21 protein-coding genes are annotated in these 25,379 nt (G+C 67.2%); 10 read left to right on the top strand and 11 right to left on the bottom strand.

The features are described 5' to 3' along the window. Positions 1-124: 124 nt before the first annotated feature. Positions 125-739, bottom strand: a complete 615-nt coding sequence (gene coaE / locus ACIQ7H_RS18115) for a dephospho-CoA kinase (protein ID WP_395794121.1) — start codon at positions 737-739, stop codon at positions 125-127. A 95-nt stretch (positions 740-834) separates the two neighbouring features. Here coaE and tilS point away from each other — a divergent pair, with 95 nt between their 5' ends. From tilS to alaS, 5 genes are all read left to right on the top strand, one after another. Beyond that, positions 835-2,187, top strand: a complete 1,353-nt coding sequence (gene tilS / locus ACIQ7H_RS18110; protein ID WP_395794119.1) for a tRNA lysidine(34) synthetase TilS — start codon at positions 835-837, stop codon at positions 2,185-2,187. Positions 2,188-2,228: 41 nt separating this feature from the next. Next, positions 2,229-2,507 carry an exodeoxyribonuclease VII small subunit gene (locus tag ACIQ7H_RS18105; RefSeq protein ID WP_395794117.1) on the top strand — a complete coding sequence of 93 codons (279 nt, stop codon included), beginning with the start codon at positions 2,229-2,231 and terminating at the stop codon, positions 2,505-2,507. Continuing rightward, a complete protein-coding gene (locus ACIQ7H_RS18100) occupies positions 2,497-3,375 on the top strand; it encodes a polyprenyl synthetase family protein (RefSeq protein WP_395794115.1) in 879 nt (292 codons plus the stop codon). The genes ACIQ7H_RS18105 and ACIQ7H_RS18100 overlap by 11 nt, the downstream gene beginning before the upstream one ends. Before the next feature lie 170 nt (positions 3,376-3,545). After that, positions 3,546-3,839, top strand: coding sequence for a hypothetical protein (locus ACIQ7H_RS18095; RefSeq protein ID WP_395794113.1), 294 nt, complete (start codon positions 3,546-3,548; stop codon positions 3,837-3,839). Positions 3,840-4,137: 298 nt separating this feature from the next. Next, complete coding sequence (gene alaS / locus ACIQ7H_RS18090; RefSeq protein ID WP_395794111.1) at positions 4,138-6,768, top strand: alanine--tRNA ligase; 2,631 nt, start codon at positions 4,138-4,140, stop codon at positions 6,766-6,768. 154 nt (positions 6,769-6,922) lie between these two features. On the opposite strand, the gene ACIQ7H_RS18085 is transcribed toward alaS, so the two are convergent. Further along, entirely contained in the window at positions 6,923-7,351 is a 429-nt protein-coding gene (locus ACIQ7H_RS18085) for a universal stress protein (protein WP_395794109.1), read from the bottom strand. Between the two features lie 163 nt (positions 7,352-7,514). Here ACIQ7H_RS18085 and ACIQ7H_RS18080 point away from each other — a divergent pair, with 163 nt between their 5' ends. Further along, entirely contained in the window at positions 7,515-8,882 is a 1,368-nt protein-coding gene (locus ACIQ7H_RS18080; protein ID WP_395794107.1) for a GGDEF domain-containing protein, read from the top strand. Between the two features lie 136 nt (positions 8,883-9,018). Here ACIQ7H_RS18080 and ACIQ7H_RS18075 read toward each other — a convergent pair whose 3' ends face one another. The 3 genes from ACIQ7H_RS18075 to ACIQ7H_RS18065 form a co-directional block, all read right to left on the bottom strand. Then, positions 9,019-9,552 carry a phosphatase PAP2 family protein gene (locus tag ACIQ7H_RS18075; RefSeq protein ID WP_395794105.1) on the bottom strand — a complete coding sequence of 178 codons (534 nt, stop codon included), beginning with the start codon at positions 9,550-9,552 and terminating at the stop codon, positions 9,019-9,021. Next, positions 9,549-10,715: a glycosyltransferase family 4 protein gene (locus tag ACIQ7H_RS18070; RefSeq protein WP_395794104.1), complete on the bottom strand. Its 1,167-nt coding sequence runs from the start codon at positions 10,713-10,715 to the stop codon at positions 9,549-9,551. Before ACIQ7H_RS18070 ends, ACIQ7H_RS18075 begins: the two co-directional genes overlap by 4 nt. Before the next feature lie 64 nt (positions 10,716-10,779). Continuing rightward, on the bottom strand, positions 10,780-11,772 hold the full coding sequence (locus ACIQ7H_RS18065; protein ID WP_395794102.1) for a zinc-dependent alcohol dehydrogenase family protein: 993 nt from the start codon (positions 11,770-11,772) through the stop codon (positions 10,780-10,782). A gap of 172 nt (positions 11,773-11,944) precedes the next feature. On the opposite strand from ACIQ7H_RS18065, the gene ACIQ7H_RS18060 reads away from it, so the two are divergent. Further along, on the top strand, positions 11,945-13,264 hold the full coding sequence (locus tag ACIQ7H_RS18060; RefSeq protein WP_395794100.1) for an amidohydrolase family protein: 1,320 nt from the start codon (positions 11,945-11,947) through the stop codon (positions 13,262-13,264). A gap of 159 nt (positions 13,265-13,423) precedes the next feature. Here the strand turns inward: ACIQ7H_RS18060 and ACIQ7H_RS18055 are convergent, their stop codons facing one another. From ACIQ7H_RS18055 to pdxH, 4 genes are all read right to left on the bottom strand, one after another. Next, on the bottom strand, positions 13,424-14,893 hold the full coding sequence (locus ACIQ7H_RS18055; RefSeq protein ID WP_395794098.1) for a hypothetical protein: 1,470 nt from the start codon (positions 14,891-14,893) through the stop codon (positions 13,424-13,426). 109 nt (positions 14,894-15,002) lie between these two features. Further along, positions 15,003-16,262: a polyhydroxyalkanoate depolymerase gene (locus ACIQ7H_RS18050; protein WP_395794096.1), complete on the bottom strand. Its 1,260-nt coding sequence runs from the start codon at positions 16,260-16,262 to the stop codon at positions 15,003-15,005. A gap of 145 nt (positions 16,263-16,407) precedes the next feature. Then, complete coding sequence (locus ACIQ7H_RS18045; protein ID WP_395794094.1) at positions 16,408-17,238, bottom strand: ABC transporter substrate-binding protein; 831 nt, start codon at positions 17,236-17,238, stop codon at positions 16,408-16,410. Between the two features lie 10 nt (positions 17,239-17,248). Continuing rightward, complete coding sequence (pdxH, locus tag ACIQ7H_RS18040) at positions 17,249-17,842, bottom strand: pyridoxamine 5'-phosphate oxidase (protein WP_395794092.1); 594 nt, start codon at positions 17,840-17,842, stop codon at positions 17,249-17,251. Between the two features lie 219 nt (positions 17,843-18,061). Between pdxH and ACIQ7H_RS18035 the strand changes: the two genes are divergently transcribed. After that, positions 18,062-20,182 carry a protein-disulfide reductase DsbD family protein gene (locus ACIQ7H_RS18035; protein WP_395794090.1) on the top strand — a complete coding sequence of 707 codons (2,121 nt, stop codon included), beginning with the start codon at positions 18,062-18,064 and terminating at the stop codon, positions 20,180-20,182. Positions 20,183-20,213: 31 nt separating this feature from the next. Beyond that, positions 20,214-20,840 (top strand): redoxin domain-containing protein, encoded by a 627-nt coding sequence (locus ACIQ7H_RS18030; protein ID WP_395794088.1) that lies wholly within the window; start codon positions 20,214-20,216, stop codon positions 20,838-20,840. A gap of 351 nt (positions 20,841-21,191) precedes the next feature. Here ACIQ7H_RS18030 and prpE read toward each other — a convergent pair whose 3' ends face one another. Continuing rightward, positions 21,192-23,090 carry a propionate--CoA ligase gene (gene prpE, locus ACIQ7H_RS18025; protein WP_395794086.1) on the bottom strand — a complete coding sequence of 633 codons (1,899 nt, stop codon included), beginning with the start codon at positions 23,088-23,090 and terminating at the stop codon, positions 21,192-21,194. A 398-nt stretch (positions 23,091-23,488) separates the two neighbouring features. On the opposite strand from prpE, the gene ACIQ7H_RS18020 reads away from it, so the two are divergent. Then, positions 23,489-24,616 carry an NADH:flavin oxidoreductase/NADH oxidase gene (locus ACIQ7H_RS18020; protein WP_395794084.1) on the top strand — a complete coding sequence of 376 codons (1,128 nt, stop codon included), beginning with the start codon at positions 23,489-23,491 and terminating at the stop codon, positions 24,614-24,616. 69 nt (positions 24,617-24,685) lie between these two features. On the opposite strand, the gene ACIQ7H_RS18015 is transcribed toward ACIQ7H_RS18020, so the two are convergent. Beyond that, the gene (locus tag ACIQ7H_RS18015) at positions 24,686-25,186 is read right to left on the bottom strand and encodes a PEGA domain-containing protein (RefSeq protein ID WP_395794082.1); all 501 of its coding nucleotides are present in this window, start codon (positions 25,184-25,186) and stop codon (positions 24,686-24,688) included. Positions 25,187-25,379 lie beyond the last annotated feature (193 nt).

The raw sequence follows: 25,379 nt of genomic DNA, 5'->3' as shown, positions 1-25,379 counted from the left end.
AGCCTCGAAAGAGCCGCGGGCGAGTCGATGGGTCACAACAGAGGCGCGGTTTCGGGTTCGCGCTTCAAAAAAGGCGACTCGTGGGACTCCCAGGGATCAAGTGATCGCGTTGTTCAGAGCTTCCCTAGCCCCTTGACGTCGCGGCATGTAGATAACCTTCATGCAATGCTGTCACTTGAGCATCCAGGTCGTCCAAACGGCCTGAGTTGTCAATAACATCGTCCGCCAGCGCCAGCCGCTCCGCGCGGCTGATCTGCGCGGCGAGCGCGGCGCGAGCGCTGGCCTCGTCGACGCCGTCGCGGCGCATCAGCCGCTCGATCTGCACGGCCTCGGCCACGTCCACCACCAGCACGCGATCGATCCAGGTGTAGCCGCTGCTGGCGGTCAGCAGCGGGATCGCCAGCACCACGTAGGCGGCGTCGCTGTTGCGCGCACGCTCGTGCATGCAGCTGCGGATGCGGGGGTGCAGGATCGCTTCGAGGTCCAGTCGGGCTGTGGTATCGGCGAAGATGATGCCGCGCAGGGCGCGTCGATCGAGCTGACCCGTGTGAGTCAACACACCTGCGCCAAAACGCTCGGCAATCGCCTGCAGCGCAGGCTCGCCCGGTTCGACCAGTTCGCGCGCGATCAGGTCGGCATCGATCACCGGCACGCCCAGTCGGGCGAAACGTACGGTCACGGCGGACTTGCCGGAAGCGATGCCACCGGTCACGGCAACCACGAAGGGCAGTTCAGACATGCGGTGCTCGGGCGCGGCAGGGCCGCAGACCCTAACCTGTTCCCCCGCTGCGCGGCCAGCGTCCGCGCGCAGCCCAGCCGCTACCATCCGCAACCATGAATCGCGCCCCCTTGAACATCGACCCGACCGCCCTGCCCGTTGGCAGCGGCCGCCTGCTGCTGGCCTGCAGCGGCGGGCTGGACTCCAGCGCCCTGCTGCACGCCTTGGCCCACTGCGACTGGGCGCGTCAGCGCGGGCTGTCGGCGATGCATGTCGACCACGGCCTGCAGCCGGCTTCGGCCGATTGGGCGCGGCACTGCGCTGCCCAGTGCGCGGCGCTGGAGATCGAGTTCGTAGCGCTGCGGGTGCAGGTGCCGGACGCGCCGGGCGGGCTTGAGCAGCGCGCGCGAGATGCCCGCTACGCGGCGATCGCGCCGCGCATGGCGCCGGGCGATGTGCTGCTGACCGCGCATCATCAGGACGACCAGGCCGAGACCTTCCTGCTGCGCGCCCTGCGCGGTGCCGGCGAGCGCGGTCTCGGCGCCATGCGCAGCCTGCGCAGCTTTGGAGAGGGCTGGCTGTGGCGGCCGCTGCTGAGCGTGCCGCGGGCACGCATCGAGGCCTATGCGCGCAGCCACGCCCTGCAGTGGATCGACGACCCCAGCAATGCCCTGCTCTGTCACGACCGCAACTACCTGCGGCATGCGGTGCTGCCCCTGCTGCGTCAGCGCTGGCCGCGCGCTGACGCCCACCTCGCGCTGTCGGCGCAGCGCTGCAGCGAGGCCGACCAGCGCCTGCAGCCGGTAGACGCACTCGACCTCGCCGAAGCGCAGCTGTTCGATCCGCGCAGCCTGGATCTGCGCGTGCTGCGATCGCTGGACCGCGGACGCCGCATCCGCGTGTTGCGCGCCTGGTTCGATCAATACGCCTACAGCCCGCCGACCGAACCGGTGCTACTGCAGATCGAGCGCGAACTGCTGCACGCGCGGCCCGACAGCGATGCCGAAGTGCGCTGGGGCCGGCAGCGTCTGCGCGCCTGGCGCGATGCCCTCCATCTGCAGCCTGATCTCAGCCCATGGCCGACCGAGCTTGAGCTGCACTGGGATGGCCGCGCACCACTACAACTGCCAGACGGCCACAGGCTTGAACTGCGCGATGGCCTCGGCGATCCGGTCACCGGCGTGGCCCTGCCCGAGCCGCTGCGAGTAACGCCGCGCCGCGGCGGCGAGCGCATCCATCTGCAGCCCAACCGTCCGCGCCAGTGCTTGCGCACCAGCCTGCAGACCCTGGGCGTCCCGCCCTGGCAGCGGCCGCATCTGCCTCTGCTGTGGAACCGGGAGAACCAACTGGTCGCGGTCGCCGATCTGCTGATCAATGCCGAACTCAGCGCCGCCTTGTTTGCGCAGGGCGTGTGCCTGCGTTGGGTCGGGCCTTACGGCCTGGACGCGCGCTTGGACTGTGCCAACTGACCGATTGACCGCGCTCGCAGCGCTTCGGCACACTGGACGGCATGCCTACATCCGCTCCAAGCCAAACCCCGGGCCTTGCACCCGCCGACGCGACGGCCGTCGCCGGTTTTGAACGCTCGCTCGATGAACTCGAAGGCCTGGTGCAGCGGCTGGAGAAGGGCGACCTCAGTCTGGATGAATCGCTGCAGGCCTATGAGCGCGGCATCGCCCTGTTTCGCAACTGCCAGACAGTTCTGGAGCAGGCCGAACTGCGCGTTCGCCTGCTGAGCGACCCCGAAGACCCGGCCAGCGCCCAGCCCTTCGCCCCAGATGTCCCTTGAGCCCCGGCTGCAGGCCTGGGCCGATCGCAGCGAACGCGTCCTCGCCGAGTGCCTGCCCAAGGCCGAGCACGAACCGTCTCAACTGCATGCAGCAATGCGCTACGCCTGCCTCGGCGGCGGCAAGCGCATGCGTCCGCTGCTGGTCTATGCCACGGGCCGCACGCTCGGCGCTGAAGAAATCGCGCTGGATCACGCCGCTGCGGCGGTCGAGCTGATCCACGCCTACTCGCTGGTGCACGACGATCTGCCGGCAATGGACGACGACGCGCTGCGCCGCGGGCGCCCGACGGTGCACATCGCCTTCGATGAGGCCACCGCCATTCTGGCCGGCGACGCCCTGCAAAGCCTCGCCTTCGAAGTGCTGACCGCAGCGCCGCTGGCGGCGGCAACCCGGATCGAACTGCTGCGCTGCCTCGCTGTGGCCAGCGGCGCGGCGGGCATGGCGGGCGGCCAGGCGCTTGATCTTGCCGTCACCGGCGGCAGTCAGAGTCTGGCAGCGCTTGAGCGCATGCATCGCCTGAAGACTGGCGCGCTGATTCAAGCTTCGGTGCGGATGGGCGCGCTGTGTGCAGGCGCGGATGCGGCATCGCTGGAAGCACTCGATCGCTTCGCTACCGCGCTCGGGCTCGCATTCCAGATCCGCGACGACCTGCTGGACATCCTTGGCAGCGCCGCCGAGCTTGGCAAGACGCCGGGCAAGGATGCCGAACAGGGCAAACCCACCTACCCGGCCCTGCTCGGGGTGGACGGCGCGGTCGCCGCACTCGACGCACAGGCGCAGGCAATGCAGTCGGCGCTGGATTTCCTGGCCCGGCCGGCCCCGGCGCTGGCGGCCCTGGCGCACATGACCGTGCAGCGGCGCAGCTGATCCGAGCACTCACGCGCCACGCTCCTGGCGCCTCGGCGCTGTTCAGTTAGCTGAGCGCAAGCCAAAGCCGGCTCGACCGAGCACCGGAAACCCGGGCTGCAGCGCTTGACCTCAGCAGCGCAGACGCGCAGCGTGCGGCAGCTGGTCTCGCACTTCCAAGGAGCACTTCGATGAAAGCCACTTCTTTGCTCGCCTGCGCCGCCCTGCTGGCCTGTTTCGCCTGGTCCGGCAGCAGTTTCGCCAATGATCCGACTTCGGAAATCGCCGAATCGGCGCCCGAAACCAAGCCCAAGGTGGATCGCTTCTGCCCGGATGCAACGGCCACTCGCATCAAGCGCTCGCGAGCCACCTGCTCTTCTCCCGGCCGGGTCTACAGCCGTGAGGACTTGGAGCGCACCGGGGCCATGACGGCGGGCGAAGCCTTGAGCAAGCTTGATCCCTCGATTCGCAGCGGCGGTTTCTGATTTCGTCGCAGGCTGCCAAGTGTTGAAAAGGCCGGGCTCGCCCGGCCTTTTCATTTGGCGCGCCCCACGGCGGCCTGTGTGAAGAGGTTCCCTTCGGACGCAGCGGGGACGCCCTCCATCCAGCTCCATGGCTTGCGAATGGCTGGAGCCAACGCAATCTCTGATGCACTGGCGCGGTGTCGCAGCGCAACAAGCGACCCGCGCGCAGACCCTGCCGATGCAGGCCCCGCGTGGATTAGCGCCGCCGCATCCTGCATCATTCCCGGCCTCGCGCGCCTGCCAAGAACTCAAAGCCCCCATGAAGACCAGCAACGCCATCCGCCAGGACTTTCTCGATTTCTTCAAGTCGAAGGGCCACGCCGTCGTCGCCTCCAGCTCGCTGGTGCCGGGCAACGACCCGACCCTGCTGTTCACCAATGCCGGCATGGTGCAGTTCAAGGATGTGTTTCTGGGTGGCGACAAGCGCAGCTACAAGCGCGCGGTGTCGAGCCAGCGCTGCGTGCGCGCCGGCGGCAAACACAACGACCTCGACCAGGTCGGCTACACCGCCCGCCACCACACCTTCTTCGAGATGCTGGGCAACTTCAGCTTCGGCGACTACTTCAAGCGGGATGCGATCGCCTTCGCCTGGGAGCTGCTGACCGAAGTCTGGAAGCTGCCGAAAGACAAGCTGCTGGTCACCGTCTACCACACCGATGACGAGGCCTTCGCGCTGTGGCGTGACCTGGCCGGCGTGCCGGAAGACCGCATCATCCGCATCGGCGACAATAAGGGCGCGCCGTATGCGTCCGACAACTTCTGGCAGATGGCCGACACCGGCCCCTGCGGGCCCTGCACCGAGATCTTCTATGACCACGGCGCGCACATCGCCGGTGGCCCGCCGGGCAGTCCCGATGAGGACGGCGACCGCTACATCGAGATCTGGAACAACGTGTTCATGCAGTTCGACCGCCAGCCCGACGGCACCCTGCTGCCGCTGCCGGCGCCCTGCGTCGACACCGGTATGGGCCTGGAGCGCCTGGCCGCAGTGCTGCAGCACGTGCACTCGAACTACGAGATCGACCTGTTCCAGGCGCTGATCAAGCGCGCCGCTGAAGTCACCGGCACCGCCGATCTCGAGAACAAATCCCTGCGCGTGATCGCCGACCATATCCGCGCCTGCAGCTTCCTGATCGTAGACGGAGTGCTGCCCAGCAATGAGGGCCGCGGCTATGTGCTGCGCCGGATCATCCGCCGCGCCCTGCGCCATGGCTGGATGCTGGGCGTACGCGGCAGCTTCTTTCACAAGATGGTCGAAGCGCTGGTCGAGCAGATGGGTGAGGCGTATCCGGAGCTCAAGCAGAAGCGCGCCACGGTCGAGGCGGCGCTGAAGGCCGAAGAAGAGCGCTTCGCGGAAACACTCGATCAGGGCATGCGGATCTTCGAGGACGTCGCTGCGCGCAGCACCGATCAGATCCCGGGCAAGGACGCCTTCCGCCTGTACGACACCTACGGCTTCCCGGTCGACCTGACCGCCGACATGGCGCGCGAGCGCGGCATGGGCGTGGATATGGCCGGCTTCGAGGCAGCGATGAACCAGCAGCGCGAGCAGGCCCGTGCCGCCAGCAAGTTCGCCTCCAGCGGCTCGCTTTCGGCGGATGTGGTCGCCAGCCTGTCGCCGACCGAGTTCATCGGCTATGAGGCGCTGGAATCGGCCGCGCTCAAGGTGCTTGCGGTGCTGCGCGACGGCGCCTCTGTTCAGGCCCTGAATGAAGGCGAGCACGGCCTGGTGCTGCTCGACCGCACGCCCTTCTACGCGGAAAGCGGCGGCCAGGTGGGCGACCACGGCCTGCTGTCCGGCGCGAACGCGCGCTTCGAGGTGGCCGACACCCACAAGCTGGCCGGTGTGTTTCACGGCCATGTCGGCCATGTCAGCAGCGGTCGCATCGCGGTCGGCGATGTGCTTACAGCGCAGGTCGACTCGGTGCGCCGACAGGCGACCGTCCTCAACCACAGCGCCACTCATCTGCTGCACGCCGCCCTGCGCGATGTGCTGGGCGACCACGTGCAGCAGAAGGGATCGCTGGTCGCGCCGGATCGCCTGCGCTTCGACTTCAGCCACTTCAACCCGGTCAGCGCCGAGCAGCTGCGCACCATTGAGGACATGGTCAATACCGAAGTGCGCCGCAATGTGGCGGTGGAAGTGCACCACATGGCGATGCAGGAGGCATTGGATTTCGGCGCGATGGCCCTGTTCGGTGAAAAGTACGGTGAGCACGTGCGCGTGCTGAAAATGGGCGCGTTCAGTACGGAGCTGTGTGGCGGCACCCATGTCGAACGCACCGGCGATATCGGTCTGTTCAAGATCATTTCCGAGGGCGGTGTGGCCTCGGGCGTGCGCCGCATCGAAGCGGTCACCGGTGCCGGCGCGCTGGCCCTGGTGCGCGAAGAACAGCAGCGTCTGGATGAAGTCGCCGACCTGCTCGGCACCAGCCCGGCCGACATCGGCGGCAAACTGCGCCAGCTGCTTGAGCGCCAGAAGCAGCTGGAGAAAACCCTCGATCAACTCAAGGCGAAGTCCGCGGCGAATGCCGCCCTTGAACTCGCCGACAGCGCGATCGACCTTGGCGGCTTCAAGCTGATCGCCGCCCGCCTGGACGGTCTCGACGCCAAGGCCCTGCGCGACTCGGTCGATGTGCTCAAGAACAAACTCGGCGACGCCGTAATCCTGCTCGCCACTGGCAGCGAGGGCAAAGCCTCGCTCGCCGCCGGCGTGGCCGGCTCGGCGCTCGGCAAGGTCAAGGCCGGCGACGTCGTCTCCTTCGTCGCCGCCAAAATCAATGGCAAGGGCGGCGGCCGCCCGGACATGGCCCAGGGCGGCGGCGACGACGGCCCGGCGCTGGCTGCGGCGCTGGCCGAAGTCGAGGGCTTTGTGCGCGGGAAGCTCTGAGGGCTGGGATTCGGGATTCGGGATTGCGGGGCCCGCTGCTGTGGCGAATCGCGCGGCGGGCCCTGTGGCTTTCACTCCATAAGCAAGCAGGCTGCCCATCGCCCTGCAAGCCACGAGCTGCGAATCCCCAATCCCGACTCCCGAATCCCCGCCCCTATTTCACCAACAGCACCGGCACCGCCACCGCATGTACGACCCGCGTGGCGGTCGAGCCCATCAGCAGGTTCGAGATCGCTCCCATGCCACGGGTGCCCATGATCACCGTGTCACAGCCGTTGTGCTCGACCGCTTTGACCACCTGCTCGGCCACGCCGCCGAGCACGGTGTGGGCGGTGTAGCTCAGGCTTGCCCTGTCGAGCATTTCGCGGGCGCCGATGAGGGCTTCGTCAGCCGCGCGCAGGGCCGCCTGGCCCAGGCTTTCCAGCAGGCTGGCGGTGAGGTAGTCGCCGTACACCACCGGCGGGTCCTGCACGTTCAGCAGATGAATACTCAAACGACCGTATTCGCTGGCGAAGTCGATCGCATACTGCAGCGCGCGCTTTGAACTTTCAGAACCATCGAAGGGAATCAGTACCGTACGCATGCGCGTCTCCCAGCAGGTCGGGCAGGCAGGCCCGGGTCAGGTCCGAGTGTGCCGCACGAGTCCGGCGAAATCTTGACGCCAATCAACTGACAAAGGCGCGACGCGGCGGCACACCGCTTGCTTGAGCCTGTCCACATCCATGGAAACGCCCCGCAGACCACCGATGCCCGCAGACCCGAACGAACACTGGAAGGACAAGTACCTCGATTCGATCGACCGTCTCGAACGCGAGGAAGCCCGCTGGAACCGGATGGATACGACCCTGCGCAGAGCGATCGGTCGGCTCAGCATCGCCTGCCGTGGCCTCGACAACCGCCTGGATGCGGAGCTGGCCGAGTTCGCCAAGGTGATTCGACAGAAAGCCGACATCGAGATCCTCGAAAACCGCATCGATTCGTTGTCCGAGGCGATCGTTGCCCTGGATGAGGCACCGGCAGCGCCAACGTTCACGCCAACGCCTGAGCTGATCGCCAGCACCCAGGTCAGCAGCAGCGACCACGGCGCCGGCCTGCTGCTGCATCTGCTTGGCCAGATCGCGCCCGACTCCGCTACCGCGCCCGATCTCAAGACCCTGGCCGACCGCATTGTGCCGGGCATGAGCCTCGACAACCTGCGCCCCTTGGCCGACACCCTGGCGGAGTTGATCAACCGCCAGCAGCAAAGCGTCAACCAGGAGCGGCTTAGCCTGGAAGGTCTGCTGGCCCAGGTCGACACCCGGCTGGACGAGTTCGCGACCTACCTGCTGCAGGACCGCGCCGCACGCGACGACGAACGCAGCAGCCGCAGCACCCTGACCACCCAGCTGCATGCTGAAGTCGACACCCTCGGCAGCCACACCCGCCAGGCAACCGAGCTCGATCAACTGAAAACCCAGGTCAGCACGCGTCTGACCGCCATCAACACGCATGTGCAGGACTACCGCAGCCGCGAGGAAGAGCGCGTCGCGCGCCTGGAAGAACGCGGCGACGCCATGCGCTCGCGCATCGACGAGCTGGAACGCGAGACCTCGCATCTGCGGCAGTCGCTGCAGGTTGAACAGCAGCTGGCCGCGACCGATCCGCTGACCCGCATCCCCAACCGGCTGGCCTACCAGCAGGAGCTGCAGCTGGAGTTCAATCGCTGGCAGCGCTTCCGCAAGCCGGTGACGCTGGCGGTGTGGGATATCGATCTGTTCAAGAGCATCAACGACTCCTATGGTCACAAGGCGGGCGACAAGGTGCTGTTCGCGGTCGCCCAGCTGCTGCGCAAACATCTGCGCACCACAGACTTCGTCGCCCGGATCGGTGGTGAGGAGTTTGTCACCTTGTTGCCGGGCGCCGATGCATTGCAAGGCCAGAAACTGTGCGAAGAGCTGCGCCGCAAGCTCGGCCAGCTCGGCTTCCACTTCGGCGGCAAGCCAGTGAAGATCACCGCCTCGGTAGGCCTCAGCGAGTTCCGCGTCGAAGACACCCCCGACAGCGTGTTCGAACGCGCCGACCGCGCGCTGTATGTGGCGAAGAAGGGCGGACGGGATCGGTCGGTGGTGGAGTGATTCTGCGGCGATGGGGAATGGCCACAGGCGGCGCGCGCAACCTGAAGACATATCGTTTGCGGGCACCGCGACACTCGCCAACCAGCGACGCCCCAGGTTTAACGATTCCCGATTCCCGATTCCCCACTCCCGGACCTCAAACCGGAAACGGCATCCCGCCCAGCCACAGCGAACCGGCAGCCAGCGCCGTCGCGATGCCCGTGGCTGCCAGCACATCGCTTGGATAGTGCAGGCCAAGAACAACGCGTGACACCGCCACGCTGGCGCTGAAAGGAATCAGCAATGCGGCCAGCTGGGGGTAGTGCGACAGCGCCACCAGCGCGAACGACACCGCGTGCAGGGTGTGTCCGGAGGGGAAGCTGAACTCGTCCAGCGGTCGCACCAGCGGGCGGATGCGGCGGTCGGAGGCAAACGGTCGCGGACGGCGGGTCCAGCGTTTCAGGCCGCGGTACAGCAGCAGGGCCACGCCGCCGGTGGCGGCCATGTGTGCGGACGCTGCCAGGCCGGCATAGCCATCGGCGAGCACGATCACCGCCATCAGCGCGTACCAGAACACCCCATCACCGAGCCGGCTGACGGTGGCGAAATAGCGCCGAACCAAGGCGCGGTGACCCCAGCGGTTGCAGGCCAGACAGAACGACGCTTCGCCACGACTCAGCCGGGTGTTCATGCCGCCCTCCGGTCAACCAGTTCGTTCAACAGCGCAGCAAAACCGGCCGCAACGCTGGCCGGGCTCAAGTGGGCGATCGCGGCGCGCGCAGCGGCACCGCTGCGCTGGCGCAGTTCGGCATCCAGACCGAAGCGGATCACAGCGTCGATGAAGGCGGCGGCGTCATCGCAGGCGATAGCGGCACCGTGTTCGCCATCGCGCAGATGCTCGCGCGCGGCGCCGTAGTTGTAGGCCACGGTCGGCAGGCCACTGGCCATTGCCTCCAGGGTGACGTTGCCGAAGGTTTCCGAGAGGCTTGGAAACACGAACAGATCGGCGCTGGCGAAGGTCGCCGCCAGCTCTTCGCCGCGCAGCACGCCGGTGAACACGAAATCCGGATTGGCCGCCTGCAGCTCGGCCCGCGAGGGACCATCGCCGACAAACACGAAGCGGGCGTTCGGCTGCCGAACCTGCAGCGCCCGAAACGCCTGCACCGCGAGGCCGAGGTTCTTCTCCGGCGCGATGCGGCCGACATGGATCACCGCGACATCATCGACAGCAAGCCCAAGGCGCGTGCGCAGCCCGGCGCTGCGACGCTGCGGGTGGAACAGCGCGGTGTCCACAGCGCGGCGCAGCAGGCGAACGCGATCAAAGCCCTGGCCGGCCAGAAAGTCCGCCAGCTCCTGAGTCGGCACCAGGGTGGCATTGCCGCGATTGTGGAAACGGCGCATCCAGGCGAACACCAGCGGGCGCAAGAAGCCCACACCGTAGCGGCCTGCATAGTCATCGAAGCGGGTATGGAAGCCGGTTGCCACCGGAATGCCCAGCCGCCGCGCGACCCGCAGCGCGGAGCCGCCGAGCGGGCCCTCAGTGGCGATGTACAGCGCGTCCGGGCGCTGCTGCTGCCAGCGCTGCAGCAGCTGGCGCCCGGCCGGCAGTCCGAAACGCAGACCGGGATAGCGCGGCATTTGCGCACCGGCGACCAGCCATTCGCCTTCGCGCTGCGGTGACGAGGGTTCAGTCTGGCGCGGGCGGACGATCTCCACCGCATGGCCCAGTTCGCGCAAGCCATGCTCCAGCCCGGCGACAGTCAAGGCCACGCCGTTGACCTCGGGCGGGTAGGTTTCGCTGACCAGGCTGAAACGACGCGGTATCGGCATGCCACCAGCGTGGCCGCGCGCCATGTCGCCACCGTGACGCCACGGTTAAACCGCGATGACAGAGACAGTTCAGGTCATTGCGGGCCGCCTACTCGTCGTCCGCCGGCTCGATCAGGATCTTGCCGCTGCGCGCTCCGGCGGCGGCAGCGGCGATTGCGTCCTGGATGCCGGCCACCGGATAGCTGGCGGCGATCCGCGCCTGCAGCTTGCCCTCGGCGATCAGGCGGGTGAGCTCGCCGTACACCTCGGCCTGCTCGGCGCGGCTGGCCTGCCCGAACCAGCGCGCCAGCCAGAATCCGACCAGACGCACATCGCGGAACACCAGCGAGGCGGCAGAGATCTGGCACGGCTCGCCGCTCATCATTCCGTAGTTCACCACCGTGCCGCCGTTGGCCAAGCAGCTCGCCAGACGCTCGGTAGCCGCGCCGCCCACCGCATCGATGCCGAGCCGGATCTTGGCCTTGCCGGTGGCCTCGCCCACGCGCTGCCGGATGTCATCGCCATCGACCAGCAGCACATCACCGCTGTTGTCGGCCATGTCTTCGCGGGCCGAATCCCGGCGCACCAGGTTGACGGTCTTCAACCCGCGCAGCCGGGCCAGCTCGATCAGATAGCCACCCACGGCCGAGTTGGCTGCGTTCTGGATCACCCAGTCGCCGGGTTCAAGCGCGACGAATTCGCGCAGCAGCAGCAAGGCGGTCGGCGGATTGATCGCCAGCATCGCCAACTGGCGCGGGTCGGCGCCATCCGGCAGCGGCACCAGCAGCTTGGCCGCGGTCTGGACATGAGTGGCCCAGGTGCCGCAGCCGACCGGCAGCAGCACGGTCTGCCCAGCTTTCAGCCCCTGCACGTCAGCGCCAACGGCCTCAACCCGACCGACACCCTCATTGCCGCCAATGGCGGGCAGCGGCGGCAGCGAGCCGTACTGGCCGGTCAGGGTCAACACGTCACTCGGATTGATCGCCGCTGCCAGCACGCGCACGCGCGCTTCCTCCGCGCCGAGCGCAGGCAGCTCGAAGTCGACCGCGGCGATGACATCCTGCGGCACCGGGCCGCGGGTTTCGTATTGGGCGCGTTTCATGGCGATGCTCCTGTGCTGGGGCGGCGAGCGTAGCAAGTCCGCGCGCCGCACCGCTGCAGTGCAGCCACGTTCCGCACTGCGAAGGGAAGCGAGCAAGGGCAGGACTTCCCGGACACGGCGCGCGCGCCGAAACGGGTTAGCCTCACAGGCTTGCCCAACGGGATACCTGACCATGCGCAGTACCGCCGCCCTGTTCGCCTTCAGTGTTTCAGCCCTGCTGTGCGCCCCACTCGCCCTCGCCGCCGACCAGTTGATCCAGGCCGGCCGCCTGCTGGATCGCCCCGGCGAAGCGCCGCGCGGTGCCAGCACGCTGCATGTGCGCGATGGCAAGGTGGTGGAAGTGCGTGAGGGACACGTGGGTGCGGCGGAATTCGGCATCGCGGCAGCGGAGGTCATCGATTTGAGCGATCACTTTGTGCTGCCCGGCCTGATCGACAGCCATGTGCATCTGTCTTCCGACCGCGGCGGAGTGGCGGGTCAGTTGGCCGGCGTGCAGATGAACCCGGTCGATGTCGCCTACGAGGCGCAGATGAATGCGCGCAAGACGCTCATGGCCGGTTTCACCACCGTGCGCAACCTCGGCGATGGCGACGGGGTGATCCGCGCGCTGCGCGACGCGGTCAAGGCGGGCAAGGTCGACGGGCCACGTATCCTCACCGCCAACTCAAGCATCTCGGCCACCTCGGGCCATGCCGATCCGACGCTCGGCTTCCGCACCGACCTGCGCGCCGCAGTAAACCGCAACGGCAATGTCTGCGATGGTGTCGATGCCTGCCGGCGCGCAGTGCGCACTCAGATCTCCGAAGGCGCCGATGTGATCAAGATGACCATCACCGGCGGCGTCAACAGCCGTATCGGCGCCGGCCTTGGCGCACAGATGTTCGAGGACGAGGCCCGCGCCGTAGTCGAAACCGCGCGCATGTACGACAAGAAGGTCGCCGTGCATGCCCACGGTGCCGATGGCATCAACCTGGCCCTGCGGCTGGGCGTGGATTCGATCGAGCACGGCACCCTGCTGGACGAGGACAGCATCCGGCTGTTCCGCGAATCCGGCGCGTACTACGTGCCGACGCTGTCGACCGTGAACGGCTATCTGGCCCGCATCGCCGCCGACCCCAATGCCTACACCGGCGAAGTGCGCGCCAAGATCGACTGGCGCATCGGCATCACCGGCAAATCGCTGGAGCGCGCGGTGCCGGGCGGGGTGAAGATCGCCTTCGGCACCGATGCCGGGGTCAGCCTGCACGGCCGCAATGCTGACGAGTTCGAGCTGCTGGTGAAGCATGGCCTGACCCCGATGCAGGCGATCGTCGCCGCCACCGCCAATGCCGCTGATCTATTGGGCTTGGCCGATCAGGTCGGCGCATTGACGCCGGGCTTGCAGGCCGACCTGATCGCGGTGGAAGGCGATCCGCTCAGCGACATCACGGTGCTGAAGCAGGTCGACTGGGTGATTCAAAGCGGGCGGGTGGTGAAACAGCCCGAGCACTGAGCATGGCTTTCGCTGGGCGGGCACGGCGGGTTGCGCAGGTGCACATGGGCAAGGTGAGCGACGCGGCGTCGTCGCCTCACAACCCAGTGCAGAAACGGTTCTGCTTGCCCGTGCGCGCGCCACGGCCGGCGACGCGAGCACATTGGGGCAGGTACTCCCCTACTTCCAGAACGTGATCCGACGTGGCGGCGGTGCAGGCCGCGCTTCGCGGTCGACCAGCACACCGTCGCGCGCAGCGGTCGGGAGGCGTGCGACCTCCAGCACATGCTGGCCGGGCGGCAGCTGGTCAATCGGAATCATCGCGAGGAAAGCCGGCACTTCCGGCTCAGGGCCGGCGTGGAAGCTCAGCGCAACCTGGAGCGGCTCTCCGTTCAAGGCCAAGGCGTGCAGACGCGCGGCGCACTCGAGGACGCGCGCGGCGGCTGAGGCTTCTGCCGCATCCGCTGCACGCACTCGCTGCATCGAGTCCGGTTCGTCGTCGAGGGCGCGATAGGCGGCCTGGCTCTCGTCGGACGCTTCGCGCAGAGCGGGCTCGTCGCCGGGACACAGCGACTGCAAGGCCGCGGGATGCTGCTGCACCTGGTAGGGAATCACCAGCCGCAGATAGTTGCCGCGCACGTTCACCGAGGGAATGTGCGGCAGCAGCGCGTGCACCAGAGGATCGCGCTGGTCGGCATAGTGGGCGGGCTCAAGCGCATGCGCACCATCGAGCTGGGCGATGAAGCGCGCCTCGCCCGCCGAGAACTTCGCGCGTTCCCAGAGCATGTCGAGCTCCGCGATCCCGATCAGGGCATAAAGCAGGGCCAGCAGCACCAGAGTCCCACGCACGACGCCGAACCGGCTGGTAAAGACCAGCATCAGGCCAGTACTCATGCGCGCCAGCGGCAACAACAGCTGCAGGCGCTGCACGGGCGCGACCCAGTGCAGCCAGGCCGCGGCGGTTGCGCGCCGGGCGATTCTCCTGTCGAGCCAGTTGGCCAGAAAGCTCAGGCTGATCCAGGTCGCGATCATGATGATCAGGATCCACTCGAAATGGCGGCCGCCGAAGGGTAGAACCAGCAGCCAGGCCGCGAACGTGAACAGGCCCATGGTGAGCAGCGAGAACAGGGTCATCACCACCATCAGCGCCGCCACTGCGAACATCTGGCTGGCGATGTCGTCGCTGCGATCGATCAGACGCTTCAAGGTAAGCAACTCGCGGCGCGCCACCGCCCGGAAGCGCGGCCCGTAGCGCAAGCGTCTCCAGCGGATGCCGCCGGGATACACCGATCGCAGGCCGATTGCGGCGACCCACAGCCCTCGCGTCATCAAATGCGCCAGCAGGGTGAAAATCAGGGTGTAGGCGATGACCTTGGCGAACATACCGGCAAGGCCGACGAATTCCTGCAGCTCGCTACCCAGTCGGGCGTCCCAGAACAGCAGCTGCGTGGTCAGCCAAGCCGGCACCTGCATCAGCGCGAACACGGTCGCACCGGACAGCAGCAGCTCGACCTCCCAGGTCGGCGCGGTATCCGCGGGCAGGCGGAACTGCGACAGCGGCGCCTTGGCGATCCGCTGCAGAACGGGGTCGGTTGCGCCCTCGACGCCTGCGGCGGCGGGATCGTTCCGGCTGTTGTCACTGCCCTGCATCCTCATCTCCTCACTGCCCAAGCGCAGGGATGATGCGGCAAAGCTGCAGGTGAAGCAGCCATGGCACGTGCCCTCGGCTGCGCCACTGATGTGTGGACGGTCTCGAGGTTTACTTCTTGCTCGCGACCTGTGCGTGGCTGCGGATGAAATCGCGCAGCTTGGGGTAGACGGTCTCGCGCCAGCGCCGGCCACTGAAGATGCCGTAGTGCCCGGCACCGGGCACCTCGAAGTGCTCGCGCATGTTTGCCGGCACGCCGGTGCACAGCTTGTGCGCCGCACGCGTCTGGCCGATGCCGGAGATGTCGTCGAGCTCGCCTTCGATGGTCATCAGGGCCACGCCCTTGATGTCCTGCGGGCGCACGCGCTCGCCGGCCACGTCCCACTCGCCACGCGGCAGGAGATGCTCCTGGAACACCACACGGATGGTGTCGAGGTAGTACTCGGCCGGCATGTCGAGCACGGCGTTGTACTCGTCGTAGAAGCGCCGATGGCCGTCGGCGTCCTCCAGGTCACCGCGGACCAGATCCTCGTAGAAGTCCCAGTGCGAGCTCATGTGCCGACCCGGGTTCATCGCGATGAAGCCGGCATGCTGCAGGAAGCCCGGATACACGCGGCGACCGGAACCGGGGAAGTTCGGCGGCACGGTGTGGATGACGGTGTTCTGGAACCAGCTGTGCGGCTTGTTGACGGCGAGATCATTGACCTTGGTCGGCGACTCGCGCGGGTCGATCGGGCCACCCATCATGGTCAGGGTGCGCGGCAGCTTCTCGCCGCGGCTGGCCATCAGTGACACCGCCGCCAGCACCGGAACGGTCGGCTGACAGACCGAGATCACATGCAGCTTCTCCGCGCCGATATGGCGGATGAATTCTTCGATGTAGGCGATGTAGTCATCCAGATGAAACGGCCCGGCCGCGACCGGCACCATCCGCGCATCGATCCAATCGGTGATGTAGACCTTGTGGTCCTGCAGCAGGGTTTTGACCGTATCGCGCAGCAGGGTCGAGTGGTGCCCCGACAGCGGCGCCACCACCAGCACCACCGGATCGTCCTTGAGGTCGTTGACCACTTCGGAATCGTCAGAGAAGCGCTTGAAGCGGACCAGCTTGCAGAACGGCTTGGCCAGGGTGCAGTACTCGACGATCGGAATCTCGTGGCCGTGCGCCACCACGCTGCGGATGTCGAACTGCGGTTTCTCGTAATCCTTGCCCAGGCGATACATCAGCTCGAAGCCGGCCGATATGCGATCGGCGCCCGGCAGCTTGGACATCCAGCTGCCGCGGTCGCCGTACATGCGCGCGGTGGCTTCGGAATAGGCGATCAGCGGGCTCATCAGCGAGCGCTGGAATTCGTGGAAGTGGTACAGCATTGCGGCTTCTCCTCGATGGGCCCTACCTGCACGGCGCTTTGAGCAATTGAGCAAGCGCTCTCGAACTCGCGCACCGGTCGGGCTGGCACGTGTTGCTATGCAGCAAGCATGCCACGGATGCCGGCTGCGCATCGTGTGCGGGCCGTCACGCCTGGCCCGGACCTTGGTCAGGGGTCCGGCGCGACCAGCGCAGAATCTGCCGGTGGATTTCGGCCACGCCGTCCGTCAGCGCAGCCGGACCGGGCTGCAGGATCAGCGGCGATTTGATCTCGACCAGGAACTGCTCGCGCACTGCAGGAAGATCCGCCCATCCGTGGCGCGCGGCGACCGTGTCCGGTCGGAACTTCTTGCCGCACCACGAGCCGAACACGATCTGCGGGGCGCGCTCGATGATCGAGCTGTCGTCCGCCAGGATGCGCTGCTTCGCCAGCGGCTCGATCGCGAGCTCAGGAAAAATGTCGTCGCCGCCAGCGATACCGATCAGTTCGGACACCCAGCGGATACCGCTGATCCGCGGCTCGTCCCATTCCTCGAAATACACCCGCGGCCGCTGCGGCAGCCGTGCTGCTGCCTGCGCGATCGTCGCAAGGCCGGCCTCAAGCTGATCGGCCAGCGCCAATGCGGGCCCGGCGGCGCCGACCAGAGCTCCCAGACGGCGCACGTAGTCGAGAATCTCCTCCACGCTGCGGTGGTTGGAGATCCACACCTCCACGCCGCGCCGGATCAGTTCGGCGGCGATATCGGCCTGGATATCGGAGAAGCCGATCGCGAGGTCGGGCTTCAGCGCGAGGATGGCCTCGACCTTGGCCGAGGTGAACGCCGACACCTTGGGCTTTTCGCGCCGCGCCTGCGGCGGCCGCACGGTGAAGCCCGAGATGCCGACGATGCGCGCCTGCTCACCGAGCAGGTACAGGGTCTCAGTCGGCTCCTCAGTCAGGCAGACGATGCGGCGCGGGCCGCGCAGAGGCAGGCTCATCGGCGTCCGCTCACGGGTACAGCAGCCGCTTCCGCCACTCGCCGTCGATAAGCTCGTAGCGATGCCGATCGTGCAGGCGATAGGGCGCGCCGTACCAGAACTCGATCAGGTCCGGCACCACCCGATAACCCGACCAGTGCGGCGGACGGCTGACCTCTCGGCCCGCGTGCTCGCGTTCGAGATCAGCCAGTCGAGTCTCCAGAGTCGAGCGCGCGTCGAGTGTTTCCGACTGCAGCGAGGCCCAGGCGCCGAGCTGGCTGGCGCGCGGCCGTGATGCGAAGTACGCATCGGCTTCCTCGGCGCTGACCGCCTGCACAGAACCTTCGATTTTGGCCTGCACCTGGTAGCGCAAGGTCTTCCACAGGAACAACAGGGCTGCGTGAGGATTCGCCGCGAGCTGCCGGCCTTTGCGGCTGTTCAAGTTGGTATAGAACACGAAGCCCCGATCGTCGAAGTCCTTCAGCAGCACCGTGCGGACCGACGGACGACCCGCGGCATCGGCGGTGGCCAGGCTCATCGCCGTGGGCTCGGGGTCACCGACCGACTTCGCCTCATCAAGCAGGTCGCGAAAGGTGATCAGGGCTTCGGCGTACAGGTCGGTCATCGCGCGGCTCCGTCAGAACTGGCTGGAATGAAACAGAAGTGAACATTCGGTCGACGCGGTGTGAACTGCGCAGTCTCGAAGCCGATTGCCCAGGCTCAAGCACCGGGACCATTGGGGGAGGCGGCAAGTGTAGCGTCTGCCCCAGGATTGCCGAACGGTTGAACCTCGAGCTATGCGCCCGGTCAATCACCGACCGTCGCTGTCTGGAGCTCGTCCGCCGTGTCCTCATCGCGCCGCCTGCTGGCCCCGCTGCTGCTGATCGCTTTGCTGTTCGCGCCGCTGGTGCACGGCGCTGAATCCGAGTCGCTGGCCACCGATCATCTGCACTCACGGCTGGTGGCAGCCACCGACACCGTGCAGCCCGGCGACACCCTGCGCATCGGCCTGCTGCTTGAGCACGCGGCCGGCTGGCACACCTACTGGAAGAACCCCGGCGACTCCGGCCTGCCGACGCGAATCCGTTTTGAGATGCCGGAGGGTGTCAGCGCCAGTGCGATCGACTGGCCCTTGCCGGAGCGCCAACCCGCGGGCGGGCTGACCAACTTCGGCTACAGCCACACCGAACTGCTGCCGCTGAGCATCGAAGTGCCGGCGGATTTCAGCGCGGATGCGCTCGAGTTCACGGCCAAGGCGAGCTGGCTGATCTGCGAGGTCGAGTGCATTCCCGGCAGCGGCGAGTACCGTCTGCGTCTGCCGGTATCGCGCGAGGCGGCGGCGATTGACCCGGACTGGGCGGCGGTCTTTGCGCGCGCTGAACAGCGTCAGCCGATGGCCCTGACCAGCAGCGGTGCCCGCTACGCCGCGAATGAGAACGGTGTGGGGATCCAGCTGCCGCTCGCTGCGGAGCTCGCCGAGGCCTTCAGTGCAGGCGTCGAAGGCTGGACCCTGATGCCGGCGACGCCGCAGATTCTCGCCAACGCCGACACCCCGCGCCTGTACGTCGACAACAACGCGCTGCAGATCGCGGTGGCGCGCTCGGAGTTCTTCGCCAGCGCACCGCCGCGGATCGAATTGCTGCTGAGCAATGGCGAGCGCGGCTTCGCCTTCGAGGCGGTGCTGGATGCCGGACTGGGCGCGATGGCGAATGGCGCGGCCAACGGTGACCGTCCCGCGCCGCTCGGACTGCTGCTGGCGCTCGCCTTCGCCTTCGTCGGTGGGCTGGTGCTCAACCTCATGCCCTGCGTGTTCCCGGTGTTGAGCATCAAGGCGATGGGTGCGGTCGAATCCGCAGACAATCCCGCCGAGCTGCGCAGCCATGGGCTCTGGTACACGCTCGGCGTCGTGTGCAGCGTGCTGCTGGTGGCGGCCGTACTGCTCGCCCTGCGCGCCGGCGGACACGCACTGGGCTGGGGCTTCCAGCTGCAGGAGCCGGGCTTCGTTGCCGCGATCGCCCTGCTGTTGTTCGCGATGGGCCTGAGTTTCTCCGGCCTGTACGAATTCGGCGCCAGCATGGCCGGCATCGGACAGCGCCTGACCGAAGGCGGCGGCCGCCGCTCGGCCTTCTTCACCGGCGTGCTCGCCTGCGTAGTCGCCAGCCCGTGCACGGCGCCGCTGATGGGTACCGCGCTGGGTGCCGCGCTGGTGCTGCCGGCCTATCAGGCGCTGTTGGTGTTCGCCGCGCTTGGCCTGGGCCTGGCCTTCCCGATGCTGGCCTTGGGCTATGTGCCAGGGCTGGCGCGACTGCTGCCACGCCCCGGCGTGTGGATGCAGACCTTCCGTGAGTTCCTCGCCTTTCCGATCTATTTCACCGCGCTGTGGCTGGTGTGGGTGTTCGGCCAGCAGACCTCGATGCTGGCGCTGGCCGCGCTCGGTGCCGGCCTGATCCTGGTCGCGTTTGCGATGTGGCTCCTGCGCCTCGCCCAGCATGCGCAGGGTGCACCGCTCGCGCTCAAGGTGCTTGCAGCCGTCAGCGTCGCGACTGCGCTGGCCTTGCCGCTGACAATGCCTGCGGCACCGCCCACGGAATCTCAGCCGGTCAGCGCCCTGCATTCGCCGTGGTCCGCGCAGCGCTTGGCCGAGCTGCGCGCCGCCGGCACGCCGGTGCTGGTCAACATGACCGCCGACTGGTGCATCACCTGCCTGGCCAATGAGCAGGTGGCGCTGTCCTCGGACGCGTTCGCCGCCGCGATGCGGGAGCGCGGCGTGACCTATCTGAAAGGCGACTGGACACGTCAGGACGCGGACATCACAGCCTTTCTTGAATCCTTCGGCCGCAGCGGCGTGCCGCTGTATGTGCTGTATCCACCGCACGGCGAACCCGTCGTGCTGCCCCAGCTTCTGAGCCCCGCGCTGGTGCGCGAGGCGATTGAAGAACTGCCGCCGGCCCGTGCCGACGGCTGACGCCGCCCTACCCCACCAACGGAGACCCGCCATGCGCAGTGCATCCCTGTCCCGCCTCGCCCTCGCCAGCCTGATCGCCTTCGGCGCAAGCCTCGGTGCCGCCCAGGCCGCCCCGCAGATCGGCGCCGCCGCGCCGGAGTTCAGCTTGACCGACGCTGACGGCAACACCCGCAGCCTGTCCGAGTTCCGCGGCAAGACCGTGGTGCTTGAATGGACCAACCACGAATGCCCGTTCGTGAAGAAGCATTACAACGGCACCAATATGCAGGCGCAGCAGCGCGCTGCCGCCGAGTCCGGCGTGGTCTGGCTGACCCTGAATTCATCGGCGGCCGGCAAGCAGGGCCATGTCGATGCCAGCACCGCCAAGCAGATCGCCGGCGACTGGAACGCTGCCAACGCTGCCTATCTGTTCGATGCCGATGGCACCGTCGGCCGCGCCTATGCCGCCAAGACCACACCGCACATGTACGTGATCGATGGCGAGGGCGTGCTGCGCTACAACGGCGCCATCGACAGCATCCCGAGCGCCGACGTCGCCGACATCGCCGATGCCGTGCAGTACGTGCCGACCGGCCTGTCCGAGCTGAGCGCTGGCGGCAGCATCAGCACGTCGGTGACCCAGCCCTACGGCTGCAGCATCAAGTACGCCGATTCCTGAGGCGCCGGCGCGACTGGCCGTGTGCGGATTACGCCCTGGCAGGCGCTGTTCGCAGCGCGCGTAACCCGTCATGCCGCGCAGATAGGGTGTCGTTCCGCGGCCAAGACCGATCGAGGCGTGGTGACCTGGCGCTCTCAGCCGAAGACCTCGACGCATCTGGATGCGGTCGATTGGATGCTCAGGTCGAAGTCGCCTGCATGCTTTTCATCCAACCGCTGAAAACCACACGCGCTCAGCGCGCCGCAGATTCCTCTCGGATCTGCGGCGCGCACGTCGTGAGCGGACAACGCGGTCGGCCTGATCGCGCCAGCGCACGCCGCGCTGGCCCCTGTCCGGTTTGCCCAAGCTGCGCTAGCCCATGTCCGGGCCGCGCAACAGGGCCGCACGAATCACCTCCAAGGCCATCGGATCGTCCAAGGTCGACAGATCGCCCGGATCGCGCGATTCCACCAGCGCCTGCAGCGAGCGCCGCAGCAGCTTGCCGGAGCGCGTCTTCGGCAGCGCATCGACCACATACACCCGCGCCGGACGCGCCACCGCGCCGAGTTGCTCAGTGACCTGCCGCATCATCGCTTCGGCCGCGGCGCGACGATTGCCGCCCTCGCCGACCGTCGACTTCAGGGTGGCGAACACCACCGGCACCTGGCCTTTCAGTTCATCCGCGGCGCCGATCACCGCCGCCTCGGCGATCATGCCGCAGCCGGACACCGATTCCTCGATCTCGCGCGTGCCCAGGCGATGCCCGGCGACATTGATGACGTCGTCGGTGCGGCCGAGGATGTAGTAATAGCCGTCCTCATCGCGGATCGCCCAGTCCAGCGAGCTGTACAGCAGCTCCTTGAAGTGGCCGAAGTAGCTCGACAGGAAGCGTGCATCGTCATTCCAGACCGTCGACAGACAGCCCGGCGGCAGGGGCGGCACGATCGCCAGCACGCCCTTCTCGTTCGGTCCGCAGCGTTCACCACTGACCTCGTTGATCAGCTTCAGATTGAAGCCCAGGTTGGGCAGTCCGGGCGAACCGAACTTGGTCGGCTTCAGTTCCAGGCCCGGCTGCAGACACAGCACCGGCCAGCCGGTTTCGGTCTGCCAGTAGTTGTCGATCACCGGCACGCCGAGGGCGTCATTGATCCAGCGCGCGGTCGGCTCATCAAGCGGCTCGCCGGCGAGGAACAACCACTTCAGGTTCGACAGATCGTGCTTGCTCAGCCACGCCGGGTCCTGCTTTTTCAGCACGCGCACCGCGGTCGGCGACGAGAACAGGGTGCGCACGCCGTACTGCGCGCACAGCTCCCACCAGATGCCCGGATCAGGCGAGGTCGGCATGCCTTCGTAGACGATCGTAGTGGCGCCGACGATCAACGGCCCGTACACGATGTACGAATGCCCCACCACCCAGCCGACGTCCGAGGTCGAGAACATCACCTGGCCGGGGCCGACATCGAACACGGTGCGCATCGACAGCGCCAGCGCTACCGCATAGCCGCCGGTATCGCGCTGCACGCCCTTGGGCTTGCCGGTGGTGCCCGATGTGTAGAGCAGATAGCTGGGCTGATTGCTCTCGCGCCAGACGACGGGGACCTCGCTGTCGGCGAACGCAGCCGATGCCTGGGCGTAGTCGACATCGCGCCCGGCGCTCATCGGCAGCTCGGCGTCGAGACCACGGTTCATCACCAGAACATGCGCCGGCGGGTGTTGGGTCTCGGCCAGCGCGAGATCCACCAGCGGTTTGTAGCGAATCACCTTGCCCGAGCGCATGCCTGCGTCCGCGCAGATCAGCAGCTTCGGCAGCGCGTCGTCGATGCGCAGGGCCAGGTTGTGGGCCGCGAAGCCGCCGAACACCACCGAGTGGATCGCACCGATGCGCGCACAGGCCAGCATCGCGATCACCGCCTCGCCGGTGTTGGGCATGTAGATCACCACGCGGTCGTCCTCGCCGACGCCCAGCGCCTGGATCGTCGCCGCGCACTGGCTCACCGCGCGATGCAGCTCGGCATAGGTCCAGGTCTGGCGCTTGCCGGTTTCAGTCGAGATCGCGATCAGCGCCGGCTGCTCGGCGCGCGCCGACAGATGCCGGTCGACTGCGTTGTGGCAGAGATTGGTGCGCCCACCGACGAACCAGCGCCGGAACGGCGGATTCGAATCATCCAGAACTTGTTGCGGGGGCGTTTGCCAATCGATGGCTGTGGCGGCGTCGGCCCAGAAGGCTTCCGCATGTTCAATCGAGTGCCGGTAGAGCTCCTCGTAACGCATGATGGGAATTCCGCAGCGGGGGATGCTCAGCGTAGACAGCCGTGCAACTCGACGCCTGTGGACCAAAGTCTGAGTTTCACTGGACGATCGCTTCCTGATGCAGACCGTCCACGCGCCGTAACACGCGTTGTTTGAGATCGCGGCCGTTGAGGCGGTGGAATTGGCCAGGCTTAGGGCATTGATGCTGAGCGGGGTGATCGCCGTAGGACCTCTAGCTCCAGTGCAGGCAGCACCCTGGATGAAACCCTGAACATGGCGCGCGCACGCCGAACACTCGAAGCTCAGGCCCGCCGGCGCTCATACTTGGCCGGCGCCCCGTGCCTGCGTTCGCGCGCGCAAGGCGAGCGCGTTTATCCGCCCGCCGCCGCTCCACTCCACTGCCCCGATCGAGTGCCCGCATGCCCGTCCCACGACTGTTCCAACCCCTGTCCATCGGCGCGCTGACCCTCGCCAACCGCATCGTGATCGCTCCGATGTGCCAGTACTCCGCCGAGCATGGCTGCATGACCGACTGGCACCAGATGCACCTCGGCCAGCTGGCGCAGTCCGGTGCCGGGCTGCTCACCATCGAGGCCAGCGCGGTGCTGCCGGAGGGCCGCATCAGCTGGGCGGATGTCGGGCTCTGGGACGACACCACCGAGGCTGCAATGGGTCGCGTGCTGAACAGTGTGCGGCGCTGGTCGGACATGCCGATCGCCATCCAGCTGGCCCACGCCGGTCGCAAGGCCTCGACCGATCTGCCCTGGCGCGGCGGCGGCCAGCTCGCTCCGGAGCACGCCGACGGCTGGCAAACCGTCGCACCCTCGGCCCTGCCCTTCGCCGACGGCAGCCACCCGCCGCAGGCGTTGGACCGTGCCGGCATCGCGCGGATTGTCGAAGCCTTCGCTGATGCCGCGCGTCGTGCCGCGCGCTTGGGCATCGATGCCGTGCAAATCCATGCCGCCCACGGCTATCTGCTGCACCAGTTTCTGTCGCCGCTGGCGAACCGTCGCGAGGACGACTACGGCGGCTCGCTCGAAAACCGCATGCGCTTTCCACTGGAAGTGTTCGACGCGGTGCGCGCCGCGTTCCCAGCCGAGCGTCCGGTCAGCGTGCGCGTGTCCGGCACCGATTGGATCGAGGGCGGCTGGGACAGCGTCGCCACGGTCGCCTTCGCCAAGGCGCTGGAGGCGCGCGGCTGCAGCGCGATCCACGTCTCCAGCGGCGGCCTGCATCCTGCGCAGAAGATCGCCATCGCGCCGGGCTATCAGGTGCCGCTGGCGCGCGCCGTCAAGCACGCGGTACAGATTCCGGTGGTCGCGGTCGGCCTGATCAGCGAGTTCGAACATGCGGAGGCGATACTCGCGAACGGCGACGCCGACCTGATCGCGATCGCCCGCGCCATCCTCTACAACCCGCGCTGGCCCTGGCACGCGGCCGCGCATCTGGGCGCATCGGTCAGCGTGGCGCCGCAGTATCTGCGCTGTCAGCCGGGGCGGTATCGAAACCTTCTGGTCGCCGCAAGCGAGCGCAACCCCGCGGGCTGAAGCTCAGCGGGTGCGCCAGACCTGCTGCGGATGAGTGCCCTCCCGACCACCGCCGGGAGGGCACTCCGGTCAATCGACCGCGCTCAACAGCACAGCATCGCGCATCTGCGCTGCGCTCAGAGTGGTCGTGGAAACGATCTGCAGCTGCGCTTGATCCACAGCGCCCACCGTGTTCTGCGCTTGCAGATCGGCGCTGACGGACTTGGGCAGCGAGTACATCGCCCCAGTCACCGGGTCGACCGCAAGCATGCCGATCAGGCCGCCCAGCAGGATGTTGCCGAAGTACCAGCCGCTGGTGCTGCCGGTGATGGTGAGCTCCTGCGGGGCGAAGCCCTCCTTGTTGAACGCCAGCGTGTAGACCTCGGACTTGAAGTATCCGGCGCCGCGCTTGAGGGTCAGGGTCACCGGCGTTTCGCCGACATGCACGCGCTCCCCGGCGCGATTGGTTACCGTCACCTGAGCCCCTTCCGGAGCGCTGGAAATCACTACGGCCTGGGATTGGCCATTGAAAAGAGTCGCACAGCCTGAGAGAGCCACGGCAAGCGCCGCAGCAAGAACTACCTGCTTCATCAGTTGAATCCCCTGAAAAGAAACGCCGATACGGCGGCCCGGCGGAAAGGCGCGTGGGCGGGTGGATGCTATTGACCCGGCGGCATTTATCCATCAAGCCGCGTACTTGACCTTTGGGTCCTGAAAGTAGGCCCGCACGACCTCCGGCCGCTGTTCGAGTTCTTTCATGTGGTTCTCTGTGGCCAGCGTGAGC

The sequence above is a fragment of the Aquimonas sp. genome, assembly GCF_044377145.1.
Taxonomy (GTDB): Bacteria; Pseudomonadota; Gammaproteobacteria; order Xanthomonadales; family Xanthomonadaceae; genus Aquimonas.
This window is presented reverse-complemented; position numbering and strand designations above follow the sequence as displayed.